This window comes from Geomicrobium sediminis, assembly GCF_016908595.1.
GTDB lineage: Bacteria > Bacillota > Bacilli > Bacillales > Marinococcaceae > Geomicrobium_A > Geomicrobium_A sediminis.
Genome location: NZ_JAFBEC010000001.1, coordinates 516,390 through 534,304 on the forward strand (window position 1 = coordinate 516,390; position 17,915 = coordinate 534,304).

Here is a 17,915-nt window from a genome sequence, read left to right on the forward strand (position 1 = left end):
CTTACAGTTGTTCCCCTTTCCCTATCCTTTTTTTCTAGTTTATCACGAATTGCTATAGTGTGAGCGTGGACCTCCAATATATTTTGGACGAGTTCTTGCCATCGTGACGATCGCTTGTCCAACCTTTGGGTTCGACGGTCGAACGGGCACAGCCACGTGTTTCAAATGCATTCCGATCAACGTGAGGCCGATATCAACACCTGCGTCAGCCGCGATATGTTCAACGATGACACGCTCTTGCCCTTCTGAATAAGCATAAGCGGCCATCGCTCCACCAGCATGACGTACAGGTATTACGTTTACAATTGGAAGGTGATGAGCATTCGCGAACGACCGCGGTACGACGAGGGCTCGGTTAATATGCTCACACCCTTGGTACGCAGGAATTACCCCCGTCTCTGAACAGATTTGTTCAACCGCTTCTACAATAGCTTTGGCAATTTCTTCAGAGCCTTCTGTGCCAATGTGTTTTCCCGCAATTTCACTCGTACTTGCACCAATCACAAGTACGTCACCGCCTTGAAGTGACGCCTGATCATTTAACTCAGCGAGCAAGTCTCTGACCTCACTTGTGATTGTCATGTTTGATCGAGCTCCATCATCTTGTCAACACGACGTTGGTGACGTCCTCCTTCATACGGAGTATCGAGCCACTTTTCAACGATTGATGTTGCAAGACCAGGTCCAACAACGCGCTCACCCATAGCTAACACGTTCGAGTCATTGTGAAGACGTGTCATTTCTGCACTAAATAAATCATGAACGAGGGCACAACGGATGCCTTTGACTTTGTTCGCAGCGATCGACATGCCAATTCCTGTTCCACAAATTAAAATGCCTCGCTCGTAATCTCCGCTTGCTACCGCTTCAGACACAGGTTTTGCAAAATCAGGGTAATCGACGCTGTCCATTTCGTGAGCACCAACATCTTCATACTCAATTCCCTTTTCATCTAACAGTGGTAAAATTTCTTTCTTTAAACGAAGACCCGCATGGTCTGATCCAATAATTACCTTCATGACTTTCCCTCCACTAATCTTGGTTTTGCAGCTTGTATTAGTCTTTCCATTTGTTCCTTTGCGATGCGGTACTGCTCTAAGCTTCCTCCGAATGGATCCTGGATGTTCGCATCGGGTTCACCTGCAAATTCACCGAGAGTGAAAACCTTTTGCTTTTCGTTTGGAAAGATTGAAGCAATTGCATCTTGATGATTCGCAGTCATCGTCAATACAATATCCGCCCAACCTAGTAACGATTCGTCGAGTTGTTGCGCCGAGTGATCGTCCAAGCTTTGACCGAATTCCTTTGCGAGTATCGCTGAATGCTCTGCCGCTTTTGAACCTGGAAATGCATGGATTCCCGCAGATTGAACGTCGACTGTTGCAGTATGGTGTTTGAGCAGTGCTTCAGCCATTGGGCTTCGACACGTGTTTCCGGTGCACACAAATAATACGCGCGTCACGCTATCCATCCCCTTATAAAAACTCTATACCACTATCATATGTTAAATAAATTGAAGAATAAAGGGATAGGCTGAATACACACCAAATAATGAAAGAACAATTCCTGCTAATAGTTCACCGTAGTCTCCAATCCGGTTTCTAAACAAGCTTCCTAGGCTTAAGCCAATTAGCGTCATGAGCATCGTTACGAAACCGAATATGAGAATGACAGCAGTTGCCTCCGCACCAAGTGCGCCAAGTGATACTCCGACAGAAAAACTATCTAGGCTCACAATAAATGCAAAAAATAGCACACCGATCCCTCTTAATTGGTATGATTGCTCCTTTTTCCCGCTTACACTTGTGAAAATCATTTGTATACCGATCAACGCCAGAATAACTCCAGCAACAAAACTCGCAACTCCTGCGCCATAAAAGTTAGAGATCCATGCACCGAGCGCCATTCCTGCAAGAGGCATAATCATATGAAACACACCGACACTCGTAGCAATTCGCCACATTCCCGATCGATTAATGCCAGGGCCAACACCAAAAACGAGCGCAATCGAAAATGCGTCCATACCTAGAGCAACTGCCATCACAATTAAACTAAACCACTCAAACATAAAAAACCCCCTTGTCTGTTGTACAAGGGTATGCAGACAAGCAGGGTTTTAGACGTTCGATGCAGCTTTATTCAATCGATTCATAATGGCTCTTCCGAGACCTTTATCTTCAAACGTTTGAAACACAAGGACATCAACATTCGGCACTACATCGTCTACCTCACGCAAGACACGATAGACATTGCTAGAAATCGCATGCAAATCAGATCCCGCTCCAAGCGTAAACACAACATCCGCTGTAACTCGTTCGCGCCACTCATCAATGACGGCAACTGCCGTACGTTTTCCTGATCGCTTCAATTCGCGGAGGACGTCGTTCGTATGCTCAAGCCCTGTCGTTAACACGAGTTCTGTATTCGGGGCATAATGGCGATATTTCATGCCTGGTGAACGAGGTGCTTCCTCTGTCAAATTGATCGAACGATTCTGCTCAAATTGGAACCCTAAAGCATCCTCCATCATTTCTTGAGTAACTCCGCCCGGTCGCAAGATGACAGGTTCTTCACCACTTACATCAACAACAGTTGATTCAAGTCCATATCCTGTAGCACCACCATCAATAATGGCATCAATCCTGCCGTCGAGATCTGCTTTTACGTGACTAGCACGCGTTGGACTTGGGCGACCAGACCGATTGGCACTCGGGGCAGCAATCGGTAATTTTACAGATTGCAATAACGTTAACGCTAATGGATGATCTGGCATACGAACAGCGACCGTATCAAGTCCTGCTGTCACAATATCTGGTACCCCGGATTTTCGTTTCATGACTAACGTCAGCGGACCCGGCCAAAATGTTTCAACCAAAATAGTAGCCATTTCATTTACTTCTAGAACCAATGTGTCTAACTGTTCAATGTGTCCAATATGTAGAATGAGTGGATTATCACTCGGTCGCCCTTTCGCTTCGAAGATTTTAGCCACCGCTTCTGTGGATAACCCATTCGCACCTAACCCATAAACCGTTTCTGTCGGAAAGGCGACAAGACCGCCTTTTTTCCATATATCCACTGCCTTTGAAACGCTTTCAGTGTCTTGAAAGTTATTCACAGGCAACCAGTTTGTATGTTGGTAACTCACACGTATTTCTCCTTAAAATGTAAAATTCCCCTTTATAACAAGGCTTTTGACACTGTGTACACCGCTGCCGAGTTATCCACAATTCGAAGGGGTTTATCCACATAGGTGTTTGTTGTTGAGGATAACTCTTATGATTTTCCACCAAACCAATTGTCCCATAATTCTGCCACAAAAAATGTGAATTCCGGCTCTGAATTATCCCCAGTTTTGTCTACATCCTCTGTTGATAACTCGACTTCCTCTTCTTCTATTTCTTCATCCGTTCCGATCCCTAAGTCAGTCAAACAGAGTGGCGGAAATAAGACACACCACCAATTTTCTCCGTTTCCATCACCAATTTCAATAACGAGTGCTTCATATAATCCTGCTGGGTATACGAGTGGTCCATACACTTTTGTTGGGAACTCCACGTCTTCTGATAATGAAACATCTACAGGTAGATCAAAACCATGTCGTTCGACGATGTCTTCTGCAATGTCTTCAATGTTTGTTAATTGCTCTGTAAATGTTGCTCTTGCCTCCGATTGCGTCGTCGCCCCTGTTAGCATTTCACGAGTATAAAGGGCAACTTCATCACGAACATCTCGTTTAATCTGTTGATGCACAAGTGCATCAGAATGCGAAAAGATTCGCAAACGGATTGCATCTTCAGGAATGCTATCTTCCGCCATCCAATATTGTTGTTGGCTTTCCCACGTACCGACGACCATAAATAAACAGATAAATGTATAAATAAGTGCTTGTTTCATGATCATTCACTCTCCCTCTCTACTGTTAAGCTTGGTCAGAGGGAGGGAGAGATAAACTCGTTTTCGTACGACAAATTTCTTATGTGATACTTATGATTCGATCTTTACCATTGAGGTCTTGATGTATGCGGACGTGAGCATGCGGAAATGCTTTTTCCATTAACGAAGAAACCGTCGGTCCTTGATCGTAACCAATTTCTAATAACACGATTCCGTCTTCAGCTAATATACCTGGAAGCTCCTCTGCTAAGCGCACGTAGAACAGGAGTCCATCTTCTCCACCTGCGAGGGCTAAATGAGGTTCTTGATTTTTGACATGCTCATGAAGTTTCTCCACTTCGGCAATCGGAATGTACGGTGGGTTACTGACGATTACGTTATACGTCTCACCTACGAGCGGGCCAGTCAAATCTCCTTCTCGAAAGGCTACACGGGTAGCTCCAAGCTTCTTTGCATTCCCACTGGCTACTTCAAGTGCACGCTTTGAGATGTCTGTTGCCACAACTCTCGCTTCTTTGCATTCCAAAGAGAGCGTCACAGAAATCGCTCCACTCCCCGTAGCAATGTCGGCAATCTTCGGTGCACGAAAGCCTTTTTCTTGCATCAATTTGAGTGCAAGCTCAATAAGCTCTTCGGTTTCTGGTCTTGGAATGAGCACATGTTCGTTTACGTTAAACTTCCGGCCATAAAAACTCGCTTGGCCACTAATGTATTGCACTGGCTCGCCCGCGATAAACCGTTCAATAGCCGCTTGATACGACACTTTTTGGTCTTCTCGTAACTCCTCACGACGTTTCAGTTGAAATTCGATGCCCTCCACGCCAAGAAGGTCTTCCATAATCCAGACCGCAGCATGTGCTTCTTTTTCTTTAGACTCTAAAAAAGACGAAGCCCAATTTAGGGCTTCGTATACATATGTTACGTCTTTCATTCGCTCGTATGCTCCATCATTTTTGCTTGCTCTTCAACAATGAGTTGATCAATAATTTCATTCAAGTTCCCTTGAAGAATTTGTTCGAGCTTTTGCAATGTTAATCCGATGCGATGGTCAGTAACACGACTTTGCGGGAAGTTATACGTACGAATACGTTCAGAACGGTCGCCTGTTCCAACCGCAGCTTTACGGTTTTCTGCGTACTCATCTTGTGCTTCCTTTTGGAACTTATCATACACACGGGCACGTAATACTTTCATCGCTTTATCGCGGTTTTTGATTTGTGATTTCTCATCTTGGCAACTCACGACGATCCCAGTCGGCTCATGTGTGATTCGCACAGCAGACATCGTCGTGTTAACACTCTGGCCGCCTGGACCACTTGAAGCAAATGTGTCCACTCGTAAGTCTTTATCGTGAATCTCTACCTCAACTTCTTCAGCTTCTGGAAGTACAGCTACCGTCGCTGTTGATGTATGAATTCGTCCACCCGACTCCGTAGATGGAATACGCTGCACACGGTGTGCGCCGTTTTCGTACTTCATCTTTGAGTATGCACCGTCACCATTAATGGAGAAAATAATTTCTTTGAACCCACCAATGTCAGTCGCATGCGTCTCAATGATTTCCGTCTTCCAGCGATTCTGCTCCGCAAAACGGCTATACATTTTAAATAAATCCCCTGCAAAAAGTGCCGCTTCGTCACCGCCTGCCGCACCACGAATTTCAATAATTACGTTCTTATCGTCGTTCGGGTCTTTAGGAATAAGGAGGATTTTCAGTCGTTCTTCAATTTCAACTTTACGTTCTTGAAGCTCTTCAATCTCCATTTTAACCATTTCAAGCATATCCGCATCAAGATCTTCTTCGTTCAACATCACTTTTGCATCGCTCAATTCAGATGATGTTGTTTTATATTCGCGGTACGCCTGTACAGTCTCTTCTATGTTCGATTGCTCTTTAGAATACTCACGTAGCTTGTTTGTATCACTTATGACTTCAGGATCACTTAACCATGCATTTAGCTGCTCGTAGCGATCTTCAACCGTTTGAAGTTTTTCAAGCACATTCTTCACCTCATTTTTCTTCTAAATTTAGTATAGTATAAGGAAGTAAGTTGGTCAAAACGGGTTCTGCTCTTGTTCCATGTGAAACATTACTAGGAGGGGTACGATGAAACGTTACGTCATTATCGGTGGAGATGCCGCAGGCATGAGCGCGGCAATGGAACTAGTACGAAATCGAGACAAAGAAGATACGATGATTACAACCATAGAGAAAGGTGCAATTTATTCTTATGCTCAATGCGGCCTTCCTTATGTGATTGAAGGAGCAATTGAACACGAAGATCATTTAATCGCGCGAGACGTCGAGACGTTTCGAAGTCGATATGGCATCGATGCTCGGACGAATAGTGAAGTCACATCCATTGATTGTGAGAAAAAATTTGTTTACGTACAAAGTGAGAACAAACAAGAAACGATTGATTACGATACACTTTTGATCGCCACTGGAGCGAGCCCGATTGTGCCTGACATTCCAGGCAAAGATCTTAAAGGTACACATACATTAAAAACAATTCCAGATTTACAAAACTTACAAAAAGACCTTCCAGACGTGTCTCACATCACCATTGTTGGAGGCGGGTACATCGGCCTTGAGCTGACCGAAGCCCTCGTTACGCAAGGTTATGATATTTGTCTCATTCAAAGAAACGACCAGTTGGCTCCTGGTATTGACGACCAACTCGTTGAACACTTACATGATGAAGCACGACTCCATAATGTTGATTTGCGATTATCAGAACAAATTGAAGCAGTCCAAGGCACAACGCGTGTGCATGCTGTGAAAACAGATCAAAGCGAGATATCAACTGATCTCGTCATTTTCGCAACAGGAATCGAGCCGAATACAGCCTTTCTATCTGACTGCTCTGTTACACGCTCTAAAGAAGGAGCGATTTATGTAGATGAGTACTTGCAAACGAGTGTTCCCGACATCTATGCCGCTGGTGATTGTGCCCTTCAATATCATCGACTAAAAGAAGAAGCTGATTACGCTCCATTAGGAACACATGCGAATAAACAAGGGCGTATTGCAGGAATGAACATGAGTGAGCGACTCCCTCTTCGTCGCTATGAAGGGATGACAGGTACGAGTATATTCCGCTTTTTTAACCTTGATGTAGCGATGACTGGCTTATCTGAAGAAGAAGCTACGGCTCTTGGACATGATGTTGGCACCGTTCACTATACAGGCTCTCATATTGCTGGTTATTTCGAAGAGAAGAAGCCGATTCACCTGAACCTTGTCTACGATCGTACGAGCGATCAATTTCTCGGTGCACAAATTATCGGTAAAGGCGCTGATAAACGTATTGATGTCGCAGCTACTGCACTTTATTCGAAGTTAACGTGTGAGGACATTGAGAATTTAGACCTCGCTTATGCTCCACCTTATAACGGTGTTTGGGACCCGATACAACAAGCGCTTAGAAGGCGTGAACGCTAACAAGCAAGCCTTATGATAAGGCTTGCTTGTTCATCATGATCCCATGTTTCCCCTAATGAAATCTGTAGACGTGGCATACGTATACAAATGGAGGTTGTCATCCAACAACAATCTTTTTGATTGTGCACTATCATTTTGTCCGTGAGTGTTAGTTATGATGTTCGGAGATCTAAGGAAATTGAACAAAAAAAAGACAAGTGGGAGTCCCCCTGGCTTGTCTTGAACATTACATGTTGTATTTCTTTTTGAAGCGATCGATACGACCACCAGCATCAGCAAGCTTCTGCTTACCTGTGTAGAACGGGTGAGAATCAGAGCTGATTTCAACTTTAATTACAGGATACGTATTGCCGTCTTCCCATTCTGTTGTTTCAGCTGATGATTTCGTAGAACCACCTAGGAATTTGAAGCCCGTGCTTGTATCTAAGAAAACAACTTTTTGATATTGCGGATGAATTTCCGTTTTCATGAAGTATTCCCTCCTCCCTCTTACGCAGAGGTCTTTTCACACATAAAAAGATTATAACAATGGGACAGCTATTTTTCAAGTTCTACAATAAGACTTTTCAAAAATTGGCATTAAACGCCGGACTTTGTTTTTGAACGTTGTCTTGCCTTGTCTTGTTCCATACGTTCGAAAAACTCTTCATTCGTCTTCGTATCCTTGATCCTACGGATGAAATGATCCACAAACTCTGGGGAATCACTCATCGTTTTACGCATCGCCCACAGGCTTTCTAAGTGGCCTTTTGGTACGAGCAATTCTTCTTTACGAGTCGATGAGCGGCGAATATCAATGGATGGAAAGATCCGTCGTTCAGCAAGCTTACGGTCAAGATGTAGCTCCATGTTCCCTGTTCCTTTAAATTCCTCGTAAATCACATCGTCCATACGTGAACCTGTATCCACGAGAGCCGTTGCTAAAATTGTCATACTTCCACCTTCTTCAATGTTACGCGCAGCTCCAAAGAAACGTTTCGGGCGGTGGAATGCTGCAGGGTCAATACCCCCAGAAAGCGTACGACCACTAGGAGGAATAACAAGGTTATAGGCTCGCGCAAGACGAGTTAAACTATCCATTAAGATGATTACGTCTTTACGTTGTTCTACAAGACGCATCGCTCTTTCTAAAACGAGTTCAGTTACTTTAATGTGATTCTCTGGCACTTCATCAAACGTCGAGTGAACAACTTCACCTTGAACAGAGCGCTCAATATCCGTTACTTCCTCTGGACGCTCATCAATCAGTAATACAATTAACTCTGCATCCGGATGATTTTCAGAGATGCTATTTGCGACTTGTTTGAGTAAAGACGTTTTCCCTGCTTTTGGTGGGGCTACAATGAGTCCACGTTGTCCAAAGCCAACTGGCGTTACGATATCGATAATACGCGCAGATAATCGCCCTGGGTTTGTTTCAAGTTGAATTTTCTTATTCGGAAACAAAGGCGTTAGTGCAGGGAAATGGGGGCGTTCTTTCGCATGGTCTGGCTCGTCCCCATTTACAGCCGACACTTGCAATAAACCGTGATAGCGCTCATTGTCTTTAGGCTTTCTTACTTTGCCTGAGACACGATCTCCATTTCTTAAGTCAAAACGACGAATTTGTGAGGCAGAAATGTAAATATCTTCTGAGCTCGGTAAATAGTTGATCGGACGTAAAAATCCATACCCTTCTGTCTGAATGATCTCTAGAACACCTTCCATAAACATGAGACCATCTTGTTCTGCTTGTCCTTTTAATATTGCAAAAACAAGCTCTTGCTTCGTTAATTTACTGTAGTAGGAGATCTTCAGCTCTTTTGCGAGCTTATATAAATCTCGAAGTGTCTTTTGCTCGAGTTCAGCTAATGAATAACTCAAACGTCTTCACCACTTTCTTAAGTTACTTATCATTTCAATTGAATTCATTGTTAGTTGTCTTGGGATCATTACGAAAGGCAGGACATTAGAAGGAAAACTTCGAATGTTATGGGAGGTTTGGAAAAACAGATAAAGCGAGAATTCATTGTACCTAACGTACCATACTTTTGGACGAGTTGGGAACAACGAATTCCGAAGTATTAGTATTACGAATTAATTCTTCATGAAAAAATCGGGTTTCTTTGCAACGTTATGCTTACCATCAATAAAACGTACGGTTCCTGATTTCGCCCTCATAACAAGTGATTGAGTGGTTGCTTTTGTACTCTTATAATGAACACCTTTTAATAGTTCTCCATCGGTAACACCAGTCGCTGCAAAAATACAGTCATCTCCACCGACGAGGTCGTCCATAAATAACACTTTCGATGTGTCCTCAATCCCCATTTGATGACACCGTGCTTCTTCCGCATCGTCTTTTGGTAATAGACGACCTTGGAATTCTCCCCCGAGACATTTCAATGCTACTGCAGAGATTACTCCTTCAGGAGCTCCCCCTGTTCCCATTAATAAATCCATACCTGTTTCATCAAATGCCGTATTAATTGCCGCTGCGACATCACCGTCTTGAATGAGCTTAATTCTCGCTCCAGCTTGGCGAACCTCTTCTATTAACTGCTTATGACGATCACGTTGTAAAATGCTGACAACGAGGTCCTCAACATCTTTGGATTTCGCTTTTGCGACCGCTTTCAAATTCTCTTCCACTGTTGCATCAAGACTAATGACTCCAACAGCCTCAGGGCCTACAGCAATTTTCTCCATATACATATCTGGAGCATGCAACAACATTCCGTCGTCGGCAACTGCCAAAACTGCAAGTGCGTTCCACGTACCAGCAGCTACAATATTCGTACCTTCAACAGGATCAACGGCAACATCCACACGAGGTCCAAAACCATTTCCGAGCTTCTCCCCGATATAAAGCATTGGCGCTTCGTCTTTCTCGCCCTCACCGATGACGACGGTCCCTTTCATCGGGATCGTATCGAATACATCACGCATGGCGCTTGTGGCTGCATCATCCGCTTCTTCTTTCATTCCCCGCCCCATCCAGCGTGCTGCAGAAAGCGCTGCTGCTTCAGTAACACGCACGAGTTCCATGGATAAGCTACGTTCCATTGTATCATGCCCCTTTGTTATGAACTTTTTAGTTGCTCTTGCTCTTCCTCAGTCATCTTCTCCCGCCAAAGCTTTGCACCGAGTCCTTTTAATTTCTCTTCAAGAGATTCATAACCTCGATCGATATGATGAACGCCTGTAATTTCCGTAACGCCATCCGCCATAAGACCAGCAATAACTAGAGCAGCTCCTGCTCTAAGGTCGCTCGCTTTCACACGCGCACCTTCGAGGCGCTTCCCACCGTTGATCATTGCTGAACGGCCTTCGACTTTAATGTCTGCACCCATTCGGCGTAACTCATCGATATGTTTAAAACGTGCATTGTAGATGGTGTCTGTAATAATACTCGTTCCCTGGGCCTTTGCTAACAATGAGGTAACCGGTTGTTGCAAATCTGTCGGAAAACCTGGATGAACGAGTGTTTTAATGTCGACACCCTTCAAACGGTTGTTGCTTCCTTTTACATAAACGGCATCATCATCACTATCAACATCAACGCCCATTTCATCGAGCTTAGCGATTAATGATTCTAAATGATCAGGAATAACGTTTTGAACAGCTACATCTGAGCCCATACAAGCTGCAGCAATAATATACGTTCCCGCTTCAATCCGGTCTGGGATAATGCTATGTGCACAACCCTTAAGCTTCTCCTTACCTTCAATACGGATCACATCGGTACCTGCACCTTTAATATCTGCACCCATGCTAGATAGAAGTGTCGCTACATCGATGATTTCAGGTTCTTTCGCGGCATTTTCGATGATCGTCTTCCCTTTTGCTTTCACAGCTGCAAGCATAATGTTAATCGTTGCACCAACGCTTACGACGTCAAGATAAATCTTCGCACCGACTAGCTCATTTGCTCGTAAGTAAATCGATCCTTGTTCGTTTGTTACGACAGCACCAAGTGCTTCAAATCCCTTGATATGTTGATCAATCGGTCGTGGACCTAAGTTACAGCCTCCAGGAAGACCAATTGAAGCTTTTTTAAAGCGTCCGAGCATTGCCCCCATCATATAGTACGATGCGCGCATCTGCTTAACTCGCCCGTTCGGAAGTGGCATTGGCATCACTTGTCTTGGATCAATCGTCATTGCATCACCGTTGTGGTTCACACGACCACCAATATGCTCAACGAGTTCAGCTAACACTTCCACATCTGAAATATTCGGCAAATTGTCAATCGTCACTGGTGAGTCCGCTAAAAGCGCAGCCGGTATTAATGCGACCGCACTGTTCTTCGCTCCACCGATTTGAACTTCTCCATGTAGTGGATGCCCACCCTCAACCATTAACTTATCCATGTGCTGCGTCACTTCCTCATCCTTCGGTTTAAATCTTAATTTTTAAGCAACTGTCTATGAACGTAACCTTCCCCTCTTTCTAACTAGAATTGTCAAAAAGAGAGGAAGGTAGACATTATCCTTTTTGGTTTGTTACTTTTTCCCAGTCTGCTAAAAACTTCTCAATGCCTTGGTCTGTCAACGGATGTGCTGCAAGTTGCTCAATAACTTTATACGGGATTGTTGCAATGTCTGCACCGCGTTTTGCAGACTCTGTTACGTGAACAGGATGACGTACAGATGCTGCAATGATTTGTGTATCAATGTCGTGTGTTGCAAAGATATCGGCAATCTCTTCAACAAGGTCTAAACCATTGCCACCAATATCATCAACGCGACCTAAAAACGGCGATACATACGTCGCCCCAGCACGTGCTGCTAAAAGTGCTTGCACACTTGAGAAAATCAGCGTTACGTTCGTTTCAATGCCGAGTTCTTTAAACACTTTAACTGCTTTAAGTCCTTCAACTGTCATCGGGACTTTCACCGTAACATTCGGTGCTACAGCAGCTAATTCTTTCCCTTCTTCAATCATTGCATCTGCTTCAAGTGCGATCACTTCTGCACTGACAGAGCCGCTTACAAGGGACGTAATTTCTTTAAGACGTTCTTTAAAGTCAATGCCCTCTTTGGCTACAAGACTTGGGTTTGTCGTTACCCCGTCAAGAATGCCAAGGTCGTGGGCTTTTTTAATGTCTTCTAGGTTTGCTGTATCAATGAAAAATTTCATGCTCTCACACCTAACCTTTAGTTTGCTTTTCCTGCTGATCCAAAGTCGCGCATTTTGCCTTTAACGGTTTCTTTAATTGCATCTCGTGCAGGTCCCATATATTTTCTTGGGTCGTATTGGTTCGGGCTGTTCTCGAACACTTCTTTAACGGCGTTCGTTGCAGCAATTTGGCTTTCTGTGTTTACGTTAACTTTTGCGTGACCGTACTCAATTGCACGCTTTACATCGTCAACTGGAAGACCTGTCCCTCCGTGAAGCACGAGTGGTGTTAAACCAACAAGCTTGTTGATCTCTTCCATTTGCTTAAATCCAAGATTTGGTTCGCCTTTATAAGGACCATGAACCGATCCGAGTGCAGGAGCAAAGCAATCAACACCTGTTTCTTTAACAAGACGCTCACACTCTTCTGGAATCGCATAGTTCGCTTCTGCTTCATCAACGACGATATCGTCTTCTTGACCACCAATGCGTCCAAGTTCCGCTTCAACAGAAACTCCGACTGCATGTGCCATTTCAACGACTTTCTTCGTTAAGGCAATGTTCTCTTCTAATGGGTAGTGAGAACCGTCAATCATCACGGATGTAAAACCTGCTTTGATTGCTTGAGCACACGTTTCAAAGCTTGATCCATGATCCAAGTGAATCGCTACAGGAACGGTTACATTGTACGCTGTCATATAGGATTTCACCATATTAACAACGGCTTCAAACCCTCCCATATATTTCGCGGCACCTTCTGAAACACCGCAAATAAGAGGAGACTTTTCCTCCTCGGCTGCTTGTAAAATGGCTTGTGTAAACTCCATGTTGTTTAAGTTGTATTGACCAACGGCATATTGGTTTTCTTTAGCCGTTTTCAGCATCTCTGTCATGGAAACTAATGGCATAAGAATGGTTCCTCCTTAGTGACTGTAAATGATTCTCCGCTATTATATCATATTCCAATTTCATTTCGATATCTTATGTAAGCATTGCCTTTTCGACCAATTGTCGAATAACGGTAATGTCAAACGGTTTAGCAATTGATGCTGTTACGCCTTGTTCGTGTAATTCCTTATCAAAATTCAACTCTTCATATGCGGTCATCATAATCACACGTACGTCTGAGCCTTGTTTACGGATTTTCTTAAGGACGTCGATGCCGCTTAACCCTGGAAGCTTCACATCCAACATCACGAGTTCAAATGTCATCTTCTCCATCGCTTCTAATGCTTGGTAGCCGTTACTTGCGAGATGAACATAATACCCTTCTTCCATTAGGACAGCTTCAATTAGTTTTCGAATTCCTGCTTCATCGTCTACGATTAATACTCTTTGCAACTTGCTCACCTCTGAACAAAAAATGATCTTTCTAACAATCACCTCTTAGCGTCTTCTCTTTGACATGGTTTCTAGACTTCAAAGTAATATCCTCTTTTTTGGTAATTGATAATCGGTTAGACTTGTGGAAAGGATATGCTAGAAAGGTGATCGTTCAATGTTAAAAATGTACACAACTCAGCTACAACGTGTGTTTACAAAAATTCAAGAACAAGAAGAACAAATCGATGAATGTGGAAGACTACTCGCCCAAGCGCTCGTTGGTGAAGGATCGATTTATGTAGTGGGGGGTACACGCTACGATGCACTTGCTAAAGCGCTCGTACATAACCAAGATACAGTTACGCGTGTTGCTTCGTTAAATCTCCAAAAAGAATCATCACAGCTTACTTCTGTTGATCGATTAATTGTCATTACAGATGGAGAAGAGACGACGGAAGAAATTGAACAACTTCAAACAGCATTAAATCGTGAAACGCCACTTGTATTCATTGGACCTACTGCACCGTCATTACACGATGTAAATGGGATGGAACCTCCGTTCCATATTACGATAGAATCCAGGGGCCTTATTCCGAACCTTGATGGTTCAAGAAGCGGGTACCCAGAAGAACTCGCAATCGTATACACGTACCAGGCATTAATGTTTCAAATCCAAGAGTTGCTCGCTTAATGTTTAGAATCAGTGTACCACGAATCCATTAAAAAAAGCTGTTGAATTGCGATCCAATTCAACAGCTTTTTATTATTCTCCTAAGGAGCTCTTAATGAATTCTCTAAACAACGGTTGTGGACGTGTCGGTCTTGAGACGAATTCCGGATGGAACTGAGCTGCAACAAAGTACGGATGGTCGCTTAGCTCAACGATCTCAACGAGGCGATTGTCAGGGCTCGTTCCAGAGAATACGAAACCAGCTTCTTCAAACGCTTCACGGTATGCGTTGTTAAACTCATAACGATGGCGGTGACGCTCATATACAACTTCTTCACCGTATGCACGGCGAGCAATTGTGCCTTCTTTAAGCTTACAAGGGTAAAGTCCAAGGCGTAGCGTTCCACCAAGGTCTTCTACATCTTTTTGTTCTGGCAACAAATCAATAATTGGATTCGTCGTCTCAGGGTTCATCTCTGCCGATGCAGCATCGTCGAGTCCTAGTGCATGTCTTGCAAACTCTACTGAAGCGAGTTGCATCCCTAAACAAATACCAAAGAACGGTACTTTGTTCTCACGAGCATAACGAATGGCTGTAATCTTGCCTTCAACCCCCCGATGTCCGAAGCCGTAAGGTACTAGAACACCATCGACGTCTTTTAGCTGATCACTTACATTTTCAGCAGTAACACCTTCTGAATCGATCCAACGAATCTCAATGTCAGCATCAAATGCATAACCTGCATGTTTCAACGACTCAGCAATTGAAAGATAAGCATCTGGTAACGATACGTACTTTCCAACAAGGCCGATGGTCGTCTTTTTAGAAAGATGCTTCACTTTATTAACGAGCTCTTTCCATTCTTTCATATCTGCTTCTGGCTTTGGGGAGTCAATCTCAAGGTGCTTACAAACGATATCGTCAAGCTTTTGGTCTTGAAGATCTAAAGCCACTTGATACAGTGGATTTGCGTTGCGGGCTTCAATGACTGAGTTCTTGTTAATGTCGCAGAAAAGGGCAATCTTTTCTTTCATTTCTTCTGGAACCGGTTGTTCTGTACGTACGACAATTACATTTGGCTGAATACCAAGGCTACGAAGTTCTTTAACGCTATGTTGTGTCGGTTTAGACTTCATCTCGCCTGCTGCCGAAAGGTACGGAATCAACGTACAGTGAATGTACATGACGTTTTCACGCCCAACATCACTTTTGATTTGGCGAATCGCTTCTAAGAAAGGAAGACTTTCGATATCGCCAACCGTTCCGCCGATCTCAGTAATAACGACGTCAACGTTTGCTTCATTACCTGCACGGTACACACGGTCTTTAAGCTCGTTTGTAACGTGTGGAATTACTTGAACCGTTCCACCTAAATAATCACCGCGACGCTCTTTACGAATAACAGAAGAATACACTTTACCTGTCGTTACGTTGCTGTTCTGATTTAAGTTAATGTCAATAAAACGTTCATAATGCCCAAGGTCCAAGTCTGTTTCTGCACCATCATCAGTGACAAAAACTTCGCCGTGCTGATAAGGGCTCATAGTACCCGGGTCCACGTTGATATATGGGTCAAATTTTTGAATGGTTACATTCAGTCCTCGATTTTTCAACAAACGTCCTAACGATGCAGCAGTAATCCCTTTTCCTAGTGAGGAAACAACACCGCCAGTAACAAAAATATACTTTACCGCCATTTAATGAGCCCCTTCCCAATCATTCATCTAATCAATACTTAAAATCCTCATTCAATAAAAAAAAGTGACACCTCCGCCAAAACTTGGGGGGCACACTTCTCGCTTGTTACTCATTAATATCTATCATTCAAAGAAAATTTATACGCAGTTTGGACAAGCCCAAAATTGATTCTACCTTCGCCTTATAGAAAAGTCAAGCAGTCGAAATAAGTTAATGAAATTGCCTTTTTTAACAACTTCTAGTTAAAAAGAACATGCTTTTATCGAACTTGGACATATAGTAAAAAGGTACGTCACGAAAAAGGAGTGAAAAAGATGAGACAACCATATCATTTGTGGAACCCAAAAAGAGATTGGATTCGAGATGGTGGTTATTACCATTCCAATCAATGTTCTCAACTTCCTTTTGAAATTGTCATTAACAACAACCTGATTAACGGCCCTGGTGTTGTAACGACTCCTCAAACAAACCCGATTGTTTTCTAAACAAATAAGGCGGCCCTTTGGCCGCCTTATTGAATTCATCAGTCTAAAAGAGTTTAAAGAGACGTTAAGCAAAAGACTCTATTACGACTCATTATCTTCTTCGTCGTCTTCTTCATCGCTTTCTTGATCATCGTCATCATCATATTCATCAAACTCTTCATCACTGTCTTCATCGTGATCGTCTTCGTTTGCAATTTCATCTAACTCATCTTCAATGTCTTCAAATTCACGATCTTCTTCGACTTCTTCTTCTGGAGCTTGGAATGTGTTGCTTAAATCTTCATCCGATTTATCAACCGGATACCATTCTTTTAGACCCCAGTGGTTGTTGCCGAGGTGTACGAAACGACCGTCGATATTTAACGTTGTGAACAATTTCGTACGGCGATCGTCGAGTTGAGATTTTGGGATTTTTTTCAAATCTGCAACATCATTAAAGAAAGTATGAAATTCCGCAGGATTGTTTTTGTCTTTCAACATCATATAACTAATCTCTACGGCAGACATTTCAAGGATTTCATCATTGCTAAGTTCTTTAATGGTCAATGCAACCTACACCCTTTCGTAAGCGCTCGCTTCCTCATACCGTTAGCGGCGTGCATACCTACCATTATAAACATAAAAACAACCTTTATGCTATAAAAATTGACTTTCTTTCATAAACTCTTATTTCGGCGTTTTTAACGACCTCATAATCTCTTCTACTTGAAGGTCTGTATACTGTTCAAGCGTAAAATGTTTTCGAAGTGCCCAGCGGCGAAACGTCCACATATAGCCTTTGGTCATGATGTTCTCAGCAAGTAATTGTGCTTCTAGGTCTGATAACTCAATTTCACCATGTTCACGACATTCGATGAGCACCGATCGGATCCCTTCTGTCATACTACGGTCGCGGTTCAAAACATACGTTAGTGATTCTTTCGATAATGCTTTTGATTCTTGATACATAATCAATACTTCATCTTGTAATTCATCCATAACATGAATGAGACTACGCACGAGCTGTTCAATCCGCTTTCGACCAGGTAAGTTCCGATCGAGCATTTCAGTAAATCGCGTTTTTACACCGTCATGAATTGAGTCACATACGAGGTACAAGACATCTTCTTTCGATTCAATGTACTCATATAACGTGCCGATGCTAAAACCAGCGGCTTTTGCAATTTCCCTCGTCGTCGTACGATGAAAACCTTTCTCTTGGAAAAGTTTGACGGCGGCTTTTACCATTTGCTCTCGTCGTTTCTTAATGAGTATTTCATCTTTGACCATTGCCGGAACGTAACGCTTTACCATCAG

General features: G+C 43.2%; 21 protein-coding genes. 3 read left to right on the forward strand and 18 right to left on the reverse strand.

Annotated elements, in window-relative coordinates; genetic code table 11:
- Positions 1–42: 42 nt before the first annotated feature.
- The 8 genes from JOD17_RS02595 to prfA all read right to left on the reverse strand — a co-directional run bounded on the left by JOD17_RS02595 (position 43) and on the right by prfA (position 5,898).
- The gene (locus JOD17_RS02595; protein WP_204695566.1) at positions 43–582 is read right to left on the reverse strand and encodes a TIGR01440 family protein; all 540 of its coding nucleotides are present in this window, start codon (positions 580–582) and stop codon (positions 43–45) included.
- Positions 579–1,019, reverse strand: a complete 441-nt coding sequence (rpiB, locus tag JOD17_RS02600; RefSeq protein ID WP_042358120.1) for a ribose 5-phosphate isomerase B — start codon at positions 1,017–1,019, stop codon at positions 579–581. Before rpiB ends, JOD17_RS02595 begins: the two co-directional genes overlap by 4 nt.
- Entirely contained in the window at positions 1,016–1,462 is a 447-nt protein-coding gene (locus JOD17_RS02605) for a low molecular weight protein arginine phosphatase (RefSeq protein ID WP_042358119.1), read from the reverse strand. The genes rpiB and JOD17_RS02605 overlap by 4 nt, the downstream gene beginning before the upstream one ends.
- Before the next feature lie 42 nt (positions 1,463–1,504).
- The gene (locus JOD17_RS02610; RefSeq protein ID WP_204695567.1) at positions 1,505–2,068 is read right to left on the reverse strand and encodes a manganese efflux pump MntP; all 564 of its coding nucleotides are present in this window, start codon (positions 2,066–2,068) and stop codon (positions 1,505–1,507) included.
- A gap of 48 nt (positions 2,069–2,116) precedes the next feature.
- Positions 2,117–3,148, reverse strand: a complete 1,032-nt coding sequence (locus JOD17_RS02615) for an L-threonylcarbamoyladenylate synthase (protein WP_338028743.1) — start codon at positions 3,146–3,148, stop codon at positions 2,117–2,119.
- 128 nt (positions 3,149–3,276) lie between these two features.
- Complete coding sequence (gene spoIIR / locus JOD17_RS02620; RefSeq protein ID WP_204695568.1) at positions 3,277–3,903, reverse strand: stage II sporulation protein R; 627 nt, start codon at positions 3,901–3,903, stop codon at positions 3,277–3,279.
- A gap of 73 nt (positions 3,904–3,976) precedes the next feature.
- Positions 3,977–4,828, reverse strand: coding sequence for a peptide chain release factor N(5)-glutamine methyltransferase (gene prmC / locus JOD17_RS02625; protein WP_204695569.1), 852 nt, complete (start codon positions 4,826–4,828; stop codon positions 3,977–3,979).
- On the reverse strand, positions 4,825–5,898 hold the full coding sequence (gene prfA / locus JOD17_RS02630) for a peptide chain release factor 1 (protein ID WP_042358118.1): 1,074 nt from the start codon (positions 5,896–5,898) through the stop codon (positions 4,825–4,827). The genes prmC and prfA overlap by 4 nt, the downstream gene beginning before the upstream one ends.
- Before the next feature lie 106 nt (positions 5,899–6,004).
- Here prfA and JOD17_RS02635 point away from each other — a divergent pair, with 106 nt between their 5' ends.
- Positions 6,005–7,342: an FAD-dependent oxidoreductase gene (locus JOD17_RS02635; protein WP_204695570.1), complete on the forward strand. Its 1,338-nt coding sequence runs from the start codon at positions 6,005–6,007 to the stop codon at positions 7,340–7,342.
- A 226-nt stretch (positions 7,343–7,568) separates the two neighbouring features.
- Here JOD17_RS02635 and JOD17_RS02640 read toward each other — a convergent pair whose 3' ends face one another.
- The 7 genes from JOD17_RS02640 to JOD17_RS02670 form a co-directional block, all read right to left on the reverse strand.
- A complete protein-coding gene (locus JOD17_RS02640) occupies positions 7,569–7,811 on the reverse strand; it encodes a type B 50S ribosomal protein L31 (RefSeq protein WP_042358117.1) in 243 nt (80 codons plus the stop codon).
- Between the two features lie 110 nt (positions 7,812–7,921).
- Positions 7,922–9,205 carry a transcription termination factor Rho gene (gene rho / locus JOD17_RS02645; protein WP_204695571.1) on the reverse strand — a complete coding sequence of 428 codons (1,284 nt, stop codon included), beginning with the start codon at positions 9,203–9,205 and terminating at the stop codon, positions 7,922–7,924.
- A gap of 213 nt (positions 9,206–9,418) precedes the next feature.
- Positions 9,419–10,387, reverse strand: coding sequence for a class II fructose-bisphosphatase (glpX, locus tag JOD17_RS02650; RefSeq protein ID WP_042358115.1), 969 nt, complete (start codon positions 10,385–10,387; stop codon positions 9,419–9,421).
- A gap of 17 nt (positions 10,388–10,404) precedes the next feature.
- On the reverse strand, positions 10,405–11,694 hold the full coding sequence (locus JOD17_RS02655; protein WP_042414614.1) for a UDP-N-acetylglucosamine 1-carboxyvinyltransferase: 1,290 nt from the start codon (positions 11,692–11,694) through the stop codon (positions 10,405–10,407).
- A gap of 115 nt (positions 11,695–11,809) precedes the next feature.
- Positions 11,810–12,463 carry a fructose-6-phosphate aldolase gene (gene fsa / locus JOD17_RS02660; protein WP_042414611.1) on the reverse strand — a complete coding sequence of 218 codons (654 nt, stop codon included), beginning with the start codon at positions 12,461–12,463 and terminating at the stop codon, positions 11,810–11,812.
- Positions 12,464–12,480: 17 nt separating this feature from the next.
- Complete coding sequence (gene fba, locus JOD17_RS02665) at positions 12,481–13,350, reverse strand: class II fructose-1,6-bisphosphate aldolase (RefSeq protein WP_042414608.1); 870 nt, start codon at positions 13,348–13,350, stop codon at positions 12,481–12,483.
- Between the two features lie 73 nt (positions 13,351–13,423).
- The gene (locus JOD17_RS02670) at positions 13,424–13,783 is read right to left on the reverse strand and encodes a response regulator (protein ID WP_042414605.1); all 360 of its coding nucleotides are present in this window, start codon (positions 13,781–13,783) and stop codon (positions 13,424–13,426) included.
- Between the two features lie 157 nt (positions 13,784–13,940).
- On the opposite strand from JOD17_RS02670, the gene JOD17_RS02675 reads away from it, so the two are divergent.
- Positions 13,941–14,456 carry a DUF2529 family protein gene (locus JOD17_RS02675; protein ID WP_042358113.1) on the forward strand — a complete coding sequence of 172 codons (516 nt, stop codon included), beginning with the start codon at positions 13,941–13,943 and terminating at the stop codon, positions 14,454–14,456.
- 72 nt (positions 14,457–14,528) lie between these two features.
- Here the strand turns inward: JOD17_RS02675 and JOD17_RS02680 are convergent, their stop codons facing one another.
- Complete coding sequence (locus tag JOD17_RS02680; RefSeq protein ID WP_204695572.1) at positions 14,529–16,133, reverse strand: CTP synthase; 1,605 nt, start codon at positions 16,131–16,133, stop codon at positions 14,529–14,531.
- Positions 16,134–16,448: 315 nt separating this feature from the next.
- Here JOD17_RS02680 and JOD17_RS02685 point away from each other — a divergent pair, with 315 nt between their 5' ends.
- Complete coding sequence (locus JOD17_RS02685) at positions 16,449–16,619, forward strand: hypothetical protein (RefSeq protein WP_204695573.1); 171 nt, start codon at positions 16,449–16,451, stop codon at positions 16,617–16,619.
- 81 nt (positions 16,620–16,700) lie between these two features.
- Here the strand turns inward: JOD17_RS02685 and rpoE are convergent, their stop codons facing one another.
- Both rpoE and JOD17_RS02695 read right to left on the reverse strand, forming a co-directional pair.
- Positions 16,701–17,165, reverse strand: a complete 465-nt coding sequence (rpoE, locus tag JOD17_RS02690) for a DNA-directed RNA polymerase subunit delta (protein ID WP_204695574.1) — start codon at positions 17,163–17,165, stop codon at positions 16,701–16,703.
- Between the two features lie 120 nt (positions 17,166–17,285).
- Complete coding sequence (locus tag JOD17_RS02695) at positions 17,286–17,912, reverse strand: TetR/AcrR family transcriptional regulator (RefSeq protein ID WP_042414597.1); 627 nt, start codon at positions 17,910–17,912, stop codon at positions 17,286–17,288.
- Positions 17,913–17,915 lie beyond the last annotated feature (3 nt).

What these genes read in the sequence shown, in the direction of transcription:
- JOD17_RS02610 (WP_204695567.1), bottom strand. Translation starts at nt 2,068, where the DNA reads ATGTTTGAGTGGTTTAGTTTAATTGTGATGGCAGTTGCTCTAGGTATG.
- JOD17_RS02685 (WP_204695573.1), top strand. Translation starts at nt 16,449, where the DNA reads ATGAGACAACCATATCATTTGTGGAACCCAAAAAGAGATTGGATTCGA.
- JOD17_RS02675 (WP_042358113.1), top strand. Translation starts at nt 13,941, where the DNA reads ATGTTAAAAATGTACACAACTCAGCTACAACGTGTGTTTACAAAAATT.
- rpiB (WP_042358120.1), bottom strand. Translation starts at nt 1,019, where the DNA reads ATGAAGGTAATTATTGGATCAGACCATGCGGGTCTTCGTTTAAAGAAA.
- spoIIR (WP_204695568.1), bottom strand. Translation starts at nt 3,903, where the DNA reads ATGATCATGAAACAAGCACTTATTTATACATTTATCTGTTTATTTATG.
- fsa (WP_042414611.1), bottom strand. Translation starts at nt 12,463, where the DNA reads ATGAAATTTTTCATTGATACAGCAAACCTAGAAGACATTAAAAAAGCC.
- JOD17_RS02595 (WP_204695566.1), bottom strand. Translation starts at nt 582, where the DNA reads ATGACAATCACAAGTGAGGTCAGAGACTTGCTCGCTGAGTTAAATGAT.
- glpX (WP_042358115.1), bottom strand. Translation starts at nt 10,387, where the DNA reads ATGGAACGTAGCTTATCCATGGAACTCGTGCGTGTTACTGAAGCAGCA.
- JOD17_RS02655 (WP_042414614.1), bottom strand. Translation starts at nt 11,694, where the DNA reads ATGGATAAGTTAATGGTTGAGGGTGGGCATCCACTACATGGAGAAGTT.
- prmC (WP_204695569.1), bottom strand. Translation starts at nt 4,828, where the DNA reads ATGAAAGACGTAACATATGTATACGAAGCCCTAAATTGGGCTTCGTCT.
- fba (WP_042414608.1), bottom strand. Translation starts at nt 13,350, where the DNA reads ATGCCATTAGTTTCCATGACAGAGATGCTGAAAACGGCTAAAGAAAAC.
- JOD17_RS02695 (WP_042414597.1), bottom strand. Translation starts at nt 17,912, where the DNA reads ATGGTAAAGCGTTACGTTCCGGCAATGGTCAAAGATGAAATACTCATT.
- JOD17_RS02635 (WP_204695570.1), top strand. Translation starts at nt 6,005, where the DNA reads ATGAAACGTTACGTCATTATCGGTGGAGATGCCGCAGGCATGAGCGCG.
- JOD17_RS02680 (WP_204695572.1), bottom strand. Translation starts at nt 16,133, where the DNA reads ATGGCGGTAAAGTATATTTTTGTTACTGGCGGTGTTGTTTCCTCACTA.
- JOD17_RS02640 (WP_042358117.1), bottom strand. Translation starts at nt 7,811, where the DNA reads ATGAAAACGGAAATTCATCCGCAATATCAAAAAGTTGTTTTCTTAGAT.